At 66.2% G+C, this 10,500-nt stretch carries 5 protein-coding genes; all 5 read left to right on the top strand.

Annotated elements, in window-relative coordinates; all coding sequences use genetic code 11:
• Positions 1–108: 108 nt before the first annotated feature.
• The 5 genes from ACWGI8_RS30735 to ACWGI8_RS30715 all read left to right on the top strand — a co-directional run bounded on the left by ACWGI8_RS30735 (position 109) and on the right by ACWGI8_RS30715 (position 10,454).
• A complete protein-coding gene (locus tag ACWGI8_RS30735; RefSeq protein WP_453665848.1) occupies positions 109–1,053 on the top strand; it encodes a hypothetical protein in 945 nt (314 codons plus the stop codon).
• Positions 1,054–1,331: 278 nt separating this feature from the next.
• Positions 1,332–1,862, top strand: coding sequence for a 50S ribosomal protein L10 (rplJ, locus tag ACWGI8_RS30730; RefSeq protein WP_453665847.1), 531 nt, complete (start codon positions 1,332–1,334; stop codon positions 1,860–1,862).
• A gap of 113 nt (positions 1,863–1,975) precedes the next feature.
• Positions 1,976–2,359: a 50S ribosomal protein L7/L12 gene (gene rplL / locus ACWGI8_RS30725; protein WP_072485559.1), complete on the top strand. Its 384-nt coding sequence runs from the start codon at positions 1,976–1,978 to the stop codon at positions 2,357–2,359.
• Between the two features lie 575 nt (positions 2,360–2,934).
• Entirely contained in the window at positions 2,935–6,420 is a 3,486-nt protein-coding gene (gene rpoB, locus ACWGI8_RS30720) for a DNA-directed RNA polymerase subunit beta (RefSeq protein WP_453665845.1), read from the top strand.
• A gap of 128 nt (positions 6,421–6,548) precedes the next feature.
• Positions 6,549–10,454: a DNA-directed RNA polymerase subunit beta' gene (locus ACWGI8_RS30715; RefSeq protein WP_453665844.1), complete on the top strand. Its 3,906-nt coding sequence runs from the start codon at positions 6,549–6,551 to the stop codon at positions 10,452–10,454.
• The last annotated feature ends 46 nt before the right edge of the window (positions 10,455–10,500 follow it).

The raw sequence follows: 10,500 nt of genomic DNA, 5'->3' as shown, positions 1-10,500 counted from the left end.
CCGCACCTCTCCTGAGGCGCGGGGGCCGGTTTTTTCGAACGACAGTGTCGGAGGCGTGGGTTACCGTTCAGTTGACGTCACAGGCGAAATACCAAGGGGTGGGGATTCATGAGCATGTCCGCATGGAAGCGCGCGGGCGTCTCTCTGACGGCAGTGGCCGTCATCGCGGGGGTCGCGGGGTGCCAGGACGGTGACGGGGGGAAGAAGACCGCAGCGCCCGGGAAGGCCGCGCCTCAGTCCCAGGGCTCGGTGACCGAGGTCCTCCAGGCCGCCTACAAGAAGACGGCGGCGGCGAAGTCCGCGAAGGTCCGTATGACCATGTCCATGCCCGCGGGGATGGACGGCGGCGGCACCATGGAGATGACCGGGGTCCAGGGGTGGAACCCCACGGTGATGGACTTCACCATGAAGGGCTCCATGCTCAAGGCCGGCGACCCCGACGCCCCCGAGCAGATGCGCATGGTGTGGCTGGACAACGTCATGTACATGGACATGGGTGCGAAGAACGCCGCCCAGATGGACGGCAAGCGCTGGATGAAGATGGACCTCAAGGCCGCCGCGGAGGCCAGCGGCGACAAGGCCCTGCAGCAGCAGATGACCGGCAGCCTGGAGAACATGAACCAGGACCCGGCCCAGCAGCTCGCCCTGCTGCTCGGCTCGCCGAGCGTCAAGCACGTGGGTGCCGAGAAGGTCGACGGTGTCCAGACGCAGCACTACAAGGGCACGCTGACCTTCGAGGAGATGGTCAAGGCCAACAAGTCCCTCGACGTGCTCTCCGAGAAGGAGCGCAAGGACCTCGTCGCCAACGTCAAGAAGGCGGGCATCAAGGGGTACGACACCGAGGTCTGGGTCAACGAGGACAACTACCCGGTGAAGATGGTCGTCGGCATGAAGATGCCCCAGGGCACGGTGCACATGACCGCCAACTACTCGGACTACGGCGCCAAGGCCACCGTCCAGGCGCCGCCGGCCAAGGACACCCTGGACCTCTTCAAGATGCTGAAGGACCTGGAGAACGCCGGAATGGACGGCGGCACGGGGTCCGGCGCCTGATCGCCCCGATGACCCGATTTGCTTGACGCGGACCCGTTCCCGTAACCTTCCACAGAAGCCAAAGACCGCTGGTCGTTGCTGTGCCCGCAAGGGTGCAGTGGCCGAAGGATCCGCTAGCTGCGGACGACCCGCGCAGGTGACTGTGGATGAGTTCCCGGATGCCGCTCTTCAAAGAGCACAGCCGGTCGAGCTACGCCCCGTGCGCCTGCGCCGGGGCGTTTCGTTTTGTTCAGCCCCTTCTGAGCGGTCCTCATCACCCGGAAGGAGGCCGACGCTCTATGGCAAGGCCCGACAAGGCTGCCGCGGTAGCCGAGCTCGCGGAGCAGTTCCGCAGCTCGAACGCCGCTGTGCTGACCGAGTACCGGGGTCTCACCGTGGCGCAGCTCAAGACGCTGCGTCGTTCGCTCGGTGAGAACGCCCAGTACGCCGTGGTGAAGAACACGCTGACCAAGATTGCGGCCAACGAGGCCGGGATCACTTCGCTCGACGACCAGTTCGCTGGTCCGACGGCGGTTGCCTTCATCACCGGTGACCCGGTGGAGTCGGCGAAGGGTCTTCGTGACTTCGCCAAGGAGAACCCGAATCTCATCATCAAGGCGGGTGTCCTTGATGGCAAGGCGCTGTCCGCCGATGAGATCAAGAAGCTTGCGGACCTCGAGTCCCGCGAGGTTCTGCTCGCCAAGCTGGCGGGCGCCTTCAAGGGCAAGCAGTCCCAGGCTGCCCAGCTCTTCCAGGCGCTTCCGTCGAAGCTCGTCCGCACCGTGGACGCGCTTCGCGCCAAGCAGGCCGAGCAGGGCGGTGCCGAGTAATTCGGCTCGCGCATTGATCCGTGCCGCTCTCGCGCGCGGGTCGCAGCGGGCCAACGTACGCCCGCCTCACATGTACATCCGGCACCAGCCGAATTAGTGGAAGGACCGCCACCATGGCGAAGCTCAGCCAGGACGACCTGCTCGCGCAGTTCGAAGAGATGACCCTCATCGAGCTCTCCGAGTTCGTGAAGGCCTTCGAGGAGAAGTTCGACGTCACCGCCGCCGCCGCGGTCGCCGTTGCCGGCCCCGCCGGCCCGGGCGCCGTTGCCGAGGCCGTCGAGGAGCAGGACGAGTTCGACGTCATCCTCACCGGCGCCGGCGAGAAGAAGATCCAGGTCATCAAGGTCGTGCGTGAGCTGACCTCGCTGGGTCTGAAGGAGGCCAAGGACCTCGTCGACGGCACCCCGAAGCCGGTCCTCGAGAAGGTCGCCAAGGAGGCCGCGGAGAAGGCTGCCGAGTCCCTCAAGGCTGCCGGCGCCTCCGTCGAGGTCAAGTAAGTTTCGACTTGCTCCTCCGTCGCGCGGCACGGAGTTTCCTGACTCCCGGGCTGTAACGCGCACGCACTGAAGGACGATCACCCATGCGGGTGGTCGTCCTTCGGCGTTCCCGGAGGCACCCGGGTGGCTGTCTTGCCATGACCGCTGCGGAGAGTAAGGTGATCTTCGCCGTGCGCCAGGTGACGATCTCCACCGAGTGGGGGGCCTTGACGAACCGCACGCAGCGCGCAATTCTCAGGACGCGTCGTCACAACGGTCCAAACTCGAGGCATGGATCGACGACCGAACGGGCAGTATCGGTGTGCGCCTCCAGCGCACGGCATACCGCGGAGTTGAGAACAACGAGGGTCTCGGAAAACCCGCCCTGGACATCAGTGGGCCAAGTGGCTACACTGACCCTTTGCGCTGCCTGTTAGCTGCCTCCTGCCCGTCACCAGGGGCATACCCTCGCACGAGCATCGTTGACCGAATAGCCCTGACCTGGCCATTTGACCAAATCAGGAGCCGTCTGTCTCCGTGCCCGGCTGGGGACCGGTACGCGCGTAGTGAGTCCGAGCCCTCGGAAGGACCCCCTCTTGGCCGCCTCGCGCAACGCCTCGACCGCGAATACGAACAACGGCGCAAGCACCGCCCCGCTGCGCATCTCCTTTGCAAAGATCAAGGAGCCCCTCGAGGTTCCGAACCTCCTTGCGCTGCAGACCGAGAGCTTTGACTGGCTGCTCGGCAATGCCGCCTGGAAGGCTCGTGTCGAGGCGGCTCTGGAGTCCGGACAGGACGTCCCCACCAAGTCCGGTCTGGAGGAGATCTTCGAGGAGATCTCTCCGATCGAGGACTTCTCCGGGTCGATGTCGCTGACCTTCCGCGACCACCGCTTCGAGCCCCCGAAGAACTCGATCGACGAGTGCAAGGAGCGCGACTTCACGTACGCCGCGCCGCTCTTCGTCACGGCCGAGTTCACCAACAACGAGACCGGTGAGATCAAGTCCCAGACGGTCTTCATGGGCGACTTCCCGCTCATGACGAACAAGGGCACCTTCGTCATCAACGGCACCGAGCGTGTCGTGGTGTCGCAGCTGGTCCGCTCGCCGGGTGTCTACTTCGACTCCTCCATCGACAAGACGTCCGACAAGGACATCTTCTCCGCCAAGATCATCCCGTCCCGGGGTGCCTGGCTGGAGATGGAGATCGACAAGCGCGACATGGTCGGTGTCCGCATCGACCGCAAGCGCAAGCAGTCCGTCACCGTCCTCCTGAAGGCGCTCGGCTGGACCACCGAGCAGATCCTCGAGGAGTTCGGCGAGTACGAGTCGATGCGCGCCACCCTGGAGAAGGACCACACCCAGGGCCAGGACGACGCGCTGCTCGACATCTACCGCAAGCTGCGCCCGGGCGAGCCCCCGACGCGCGAGGCCGCGCAGACCCTTCTTGAGAACCTGTACTTCAACCCGAAGCGCTACGACCTCGCCAAGGTCGGCCGCTACAAGGTCAACAAGAAGCTCGGCGCGGACGAGCCGCTGGACGCCGGCGTGCTCACCACCGACGACGTCATCGCGACCATCAAGTACCTGGTCAAGCTGCACGCCGGTGAGGTCGAGACGGTCGGCGAGAACGGCACGCAGATCGTCGTCGAGACCGACGACATCGACCACTTCGGCAACCGTCGTCTGCGCAACGTCGGCGAGCTCATCCAGAACCAGGTCCGCACGGGTCTGGCTCGTATGGAGCGCGTCGTGCGCGAGCGCATGACCACCCAGGACGTCGAGGCGATCACGCCGCAGACCCTGATCAACATCCGGCCGGTCGTCGCCTCCATCAAGGAGTTCTTCGGCACCAGCCAGCTGTCCCAGTTCATGGACCAGAACAACCCGCTGTCGGGCCTGACCCACAAGCGCCGTCTGTCGGCGCTGGGCCCCGGCGGTCTGTCCCGTGAGCGGGCGGGCTTCGAGGTCCGAGACGTGCACCCGTCCCACTACGGACGCATGTGCCCGATCGAGACCCCCGAAGGCCCGAACATCGGTCTGATCGGTTCGCTCGCCTCGTACGGCCGCGTCAACGCGTTCGGCTTCGTCGAGACGCCGTACCGCAAGGTCGTCGACGGCCAGGTCACCGACGAGGTGGACTACCTGACCGCTGACGAGGAGGACCGCTTCGTCATCGCGCAGGCCAACGCCGCGCTGGGCGAGGACCTGCGCTTCTCCGAGGCCCGTGTGCTCGTCCGCCGTCGTGGCGGTGAGGTCGACTACGTGCCGCCGTCGGACGTGGACTACATGGACGTCTCGCCGCGCCAGATGGTGTCGGTCGCGACCGCCATGATCCCGTTCCTCGAGCACGACGACGCCAACCGTGCCCTCATGGGCGCGAACATGATGCGCCAGGCCGTTCCGCTCATCAAGGCGGAGGCCCCGCTCGTCGGCACCGGCATGGAGTACCGCTGTGCCACCGACGCCGGCGACGTCATCAAGGCGGAGAAGGACGGTGTGATCCAGGAGGTCTCGGCCGACTACGTCACCGTCGCCAACGACGACGGCACGTACACCACGTACCGCATCGCCAAGTTCTCCCGCTCGAACCAGGGCACCTCGGTCAACCAGAAGGTCGTCGTCGCCGAGGGCGACCGGGTCGTCGAGGGCCAGGTCCTCGCCGACGGCCCGGCCACCGAGAACGGTGAGATGGCGCTCGGCAAGAACCTGCTGGTCGCGTTCATGCCGTGGGAGGGTCACAACTACGAGGACGCGATCATCCTGTCGCAGCGCCTCGTCCAGGACGACGTCCTCTCCTCGATCCACATCGAGGAGCACGAGGTCGACGCCCGTGACACCAAGCTCGGCCCCGAGGAGATCACCCGGGACATCCCGAACGTCTCCGAGGAGGTCCTCGCCGACCTCGACGAGCGCGGCATCATCCGTATCGGTGCCGAGGTCGTCGCCGGCGACATCCTGGTCGGCAAGGTCACCCCGAAGGGTGAGACCGAGCTGACCCCGGAGGAGCGCCTGCTCCGCGCGATCTTCGGTGAGAAGGCCCGTGAGGTCCGTGACACCTCGCTGAAGGTGCCGCACGGCGAGACCGGCAAGGTCATCGGCGTCCGCGTCTTCGACCGCGAGGAGGGCGACGAGCTTCCCCCCGGTGTGAACCAGCTGGTGCGCGTGTACGTCGCGCAGAAGCGCAAGATCACCGACGGTGACAAGCTCGCCGGCCGTCACGGCAACAAGGGCGTCATCTCCAAGATCCTGCCGATCGAGGACATGCCGTTCCTGGAGGACGGCACCCCGGTCGACATCATCCTCAACCCGCTGGGTGTCCCGTCCCGAATGAACCCGGGACAGGTCCTGGAGATCCACCTCGGCTGGCTCGCCAGCCGCGGCTGGGACGTCTCCGGCCTCGCCGACGAGTGGGCCCAGCGCCTGCAGTCCATCGGCGCGGACCAGGTCGCGCCGGGCACCAACGTCGCGACCCCGGTCTTCGACGGTGCGCGCGAGGACGAGCTCGCGGGTCTGCTCCAGCACACCATCCCGAACCGGGACGGCGAGCGCATGGTGCTCCCGACCGGCAAGGCGAGGCTGTTCGACGGCCGCTCCGGCGAGCCGTTCCCGGACCCGATCTCGGTCGGGTACATGTACATCCTCAAGCTCCACCACCTGGTCGACGACAAGCTGCACGCCCGGTCGACCGGTCCGTACTCGATGATCACCCAGCAGCCGCTGGGTGGTAAGGCTCAGTTCGGTGGCCAGCGGTTCGGTGAGATGGAGGTGTGGGCGCTGGAGGCTTACGGCGCCGCGTACGCCCTCCAGGAGCTGCTGACCATCAAGTCCGACGACGTCACCGGCCGCGTGAAGGTCTACGAGGCCATCGTCAAGGGCGAGAACATCCCCGAGCCCGGCATCCCCGAGTCCTTCAAGGTGCTCATCAAGGAGATGCAGTCCCTGTGCCTCAACGTGGAGGTGCTGTCCTCGGACGGCATGTCCATCGAGATGCGCGACACCGACGAGGACGTCTTCCGCGCCGCGGAGGAGCTCGGTATCGACCTGTCCAGGCGAGAGCCGAGCAGCGTCGAAGAGGTCTGACGGGCTTGGCCGGGGCTTCCACCAGGAGCCCCGGCTGTCCCCGGACCCTCCCCCTACGCCCTGCGGGCGTGGAGGGGCCCCCATCAGACCATTGATTGAGACACGACCCTGAGAGGGATTGACGCATAGTGCTCGACGTCAACTTCTTCGACGAGCTCCGGATCGGCCTGGCCACCGCTGACGACATCCGTCAGTGGTCCCACGGCGAGGTCAAGAAGCCCGAGACCATCAACTACCGCACCCTGAAGCCCGAGAAGGACGGACTCTTCTGCGAGAAGATCTTCGGTCCTACCCGGGACTGGGAGTGCTACTGCGGCAAGTACAAGCGTGTCCGCTTCAAGGGCATCATCTGTGAGCGGTGTGGCGTCGAGGTCACCCGCGCCAAGGTGCGCCGTGAGCGGATGGGCCACATCGAGCTGGCCGCTCCCGTCACCCACATCTGGTACTTCAAGGGCGTTCCGTCGCGGCTGGGCTACCTGCTCGACCTCGCCCCGAAGGACCTGGAGAAGGTCATCTACTTCGCCGCGTACATGATCACGTACGTGGACGAGGAGCGCCGCACCCGCGACCTGCCCTCGCTGGAGGCCCACGTCTCCGTCGAGCGCCAGCAGATCGAGAACCGCCGCGACGCCGACCTGGAGGCCCGCGCCAAGAAGCTCGAGGCCGACCTGGCCGAGCTCGAGGCCGAGGGTGCCAAGGCCGATGTGCGCCGCAAGGTGCGCGAGGGTGCCGAGCGTGAGATGAAGCAGCTCCGCGACCGCGCCCAGCGCGAGATCGACCGTCTCGACGAGGTGTGGAGCCGCTTCAAGAACCTCAAGGTCCAGGACCTGGAGGGCGACGAGCTGCTCTACCGCGAGCTGCGTGACCGCTTCGGCACGTACTTCGACGGTTCGATGGGTGCCGCGGCGCTGCAGAAGCGCCTGGAGTCCTTCGACCTGGAGGAGGAGGCCGAGCGCCTCCGCGAGATCATCCGTACCGGCAAGGGCCAGAAGAAGACCCGTGCGCTCAAGCGCCTCAAGGTCGTCTCCGCCTTCCTGCAGACCAGCAACAGCCCCAAGGGCATGGTGCTGGACTGCGTCCCGGTGATCCCGCCGGACCTGCGTCCGATGGTGCAGCTGGACGGTGGCCGCTTCGCGACCTCCGACCTGAACGACCTGTACCGCCGGGTCATCAACCGGAACAACCGTCTGAAGCGTCTGCTCGACCTCGGTGCCCCCGAGATCATCGTGAACAACGAGAAGCGGATGCTCCAGGAGGCCGTCGACGCGCTGTTCGACAACGGCCGCCGCGGCCGTCCGGTCACCGGTCCCGGTAACCGCCCGCTGAAGTCCCTCAGCGACATGCTGAAGGGTAAGCAGGGCCGCTTCCGTCAGAACCTGCTCGGTAAGCGAGTCGACTACTCGGCGCGTTCCGTCATCGTCGTCGGCCCGCAGCTGAAGCTGCACCAGTGCGGTCTGCCCAAGGCCATGGCGCTGGAGCTCTTCAAGCCGTTCGTGATGAAGCGCCTGGTCGACCTGAACCACGCGCAGAACATCAAGAGCGCCAAGCGCATGGTCGAGCGCGGCCGCACCGTCGTGTACGACGTCCTCGAAGAGGTCATCGCCGAGCACCCGGTGCTGCTGAACCGTGCGCCCACGCTGCACCGTCTCGGCATCCAGGCCTTCGAGCCGCAGCTGGTCGAGGGCAAGGCCATCCAGATCCACCCGCTCGTCTGCACCGCGTTCAACGCGGACTTCGACGGTGACCAGATGGCCGTGCACCTGCCGCTGTCCGCGGAGGCGCAGGCCGAGGCCCGCATCCTGATGCTGTCCTCGAACAACATCCTCAAGCCGGCCGACGGCCGACCGGTCACCATGCCGACCCAGGACATGGTGCTGGGCCTCTTCTTCCTCACCACGGACGAGGAGGAGCGCGAGGTGCGCGGCGAGGGCCGTGCGTTCAACTCCACCGCCGAGGCGATCATGGCCTTCGACGCCCGGGAGCTCTCGCTCCAGGCGAAGGTCGACATCCGCTTCCCGATCGGCACCGTCCCGCCGCGTGGCTGGACCCCGCCGGTGGCGGAGGAGGGCGACGACTCGGCGCCGTGGCAGCAGGGTGACAGCTTCCGGCTGAAGACCACCCTGGGCCGTGCGCTCTTCAACGAGCTGCTGCCCGAGGACTACCCGTTCGTCGACTACTCGGTCGGCAAGAAGCAGCTCTCCGAGATCGTCAACGACCTCGCCGAGCGCTACCCGAAGGTCATCGTGGCGGCGACGCTCGACAACCTGAAGGCGGCCGGCTTCTACTGGGCGACCCGTTCCGGCGTCACCGTGGCCATCTCCGACGTCGTCGTTCCCGAGGCGAAGAAGGAGATCGTCGCGGGCTACGAGGCCCAGGACGAGAAGGTCCAGAAGCAGTACGAGCGCGGTCTGATCACCAAGGACGAGCGCACGCAGGAGCTCATCGCGATCTGGACCAAGGCGACCAACGAGGTTGCCGAGGCCATGAACGAGAACTTCCCGAAGACCAACCCCATCTTCATGATGGTCAACTCGGGTGCTCGTGGAAACATGATGCAGATGCGTCAGATCGCCGGTATGCGTGGTCTGGTGTCGAACGCCAAGAACGAGACGATCCCGCGTCCCATCAAGGCGTCGTTCCGTGAGGGCCTGTCCGTGCTGGAGTACTTCATCTCCACCCACGGTGCCCGTAAGGGTCTCGCCGACACCGCTCTGCGTACCGCCGACTCGGGCTACCTGACGCGTCGTCTGGTCGACGTCTCGCAGGACGTCATCATCCGCGAGGAGGACTGTGGCACCGACCGCGGTCTGAAGCTGCGGATCGCCGAGCGCGGCGCCGACGGTGTCCTGCGCAAGGCGGAGGACGTCGAGACGTCCGTGTACGCGCGGATGCTCGCCGAGGACGTCGTCGTGGACGGCAAGGTCATCGCGCCGGCCAACGTCGACCTCGGTGACGTGCTCATCGACGCGCTGGTTGGTGCGGGTGTCGAGGAGGTCAAGACCCGCTCGGTCCTGACCTGTGAGTCCGCGGTCGGTACGTGTGCGTACTGCTACGGCCGTTCGCTCGCCACCGGCAAGCTGGTCGACATCGGTGAGGCGGTCGGCATCATCGCCGCCCAGTCCATCGGTGAGCCCGGTACCCAGCTGACGATGCGTACCTTCCACACCGGTGGTGTGGCCGGTGACGACATCACCCAGGGTCTGCCGCGTGTCGTCGAGCTCTTCGAGGCCCGTACCCCGAAGGGTGTCGCCCCGATCTCCGAGGCCGCCGGCCGCGTGCGGATCGAGGAGACCGAGAAGACCAAGAAGATCATCGTCACCCCGGACGACGGCAGCGACGAGACGGCGTTCCCGATCTCGAAGCGCGCCAAGGTCCTGGTGCGCGAGGGAGACCACGTCGAGGTGGGCCAGAAGCTCACCTTCGGTGCGACCAACCCGCACGACGTGCTGCGCATCCTCGGCCAGCGGGCCGTCCAGGTCCACCTGGTCGGCGAGGTCCAGAAGGTCTACAACTCGCAGGGTGTGTCGATCCACGACAAGCACATCGAGATCATCATCCGGCAGATGCTGCGCCGTGTGACGATCATCGAGTCCGGCGACGCGGAGCTGCTGCCGGGCGAGCTCGTGGAGCGCTCGAAGTTCGAGACCGAGAACCGTCGTGTGGTCACCGAGGGCGGTCACCCCGCCTCCGGCCGTCCGCAGCTGATGGGTATCACCAAGGCCTCGCTCGCCACCGAGTCGTGGCTGTCGGCGGCGTCCTTCCAGGAGACGACCCGGGTTCTGACCGACGCGGCGATCAACGCCAAGTCGGACTCCCTGATCGGCCTCAAGGAGAACGTCATCATCGGTAAGCTCATCCCGGCCGGTACGGGCCTGTCCCGCTACCGCAACATCCGGGTCGAGCCGACCGAGGAGGCCAAGGCCGCGATGTACTCGGCCGTCGGCTACGACGACATCGACTACTCGCCGTTCGGCACGGGCTCCGGCCAGGCCGTTCCGCTGGAGGACTACGACTACGGTCCGTACAACCAGTAAGGCGTACGACGTCTGACGAAGGGCGGCCACTCCGTTTCGTACGGGG

Source organism: Streptomyces sp. NPDC054841 (assembly GCF_053611045.1).
The sequence above is the reverse complement of the archived record's forward strand: the minus strand, read 5'-3'. Positions and strand labels throughout refer to the sequence as shown.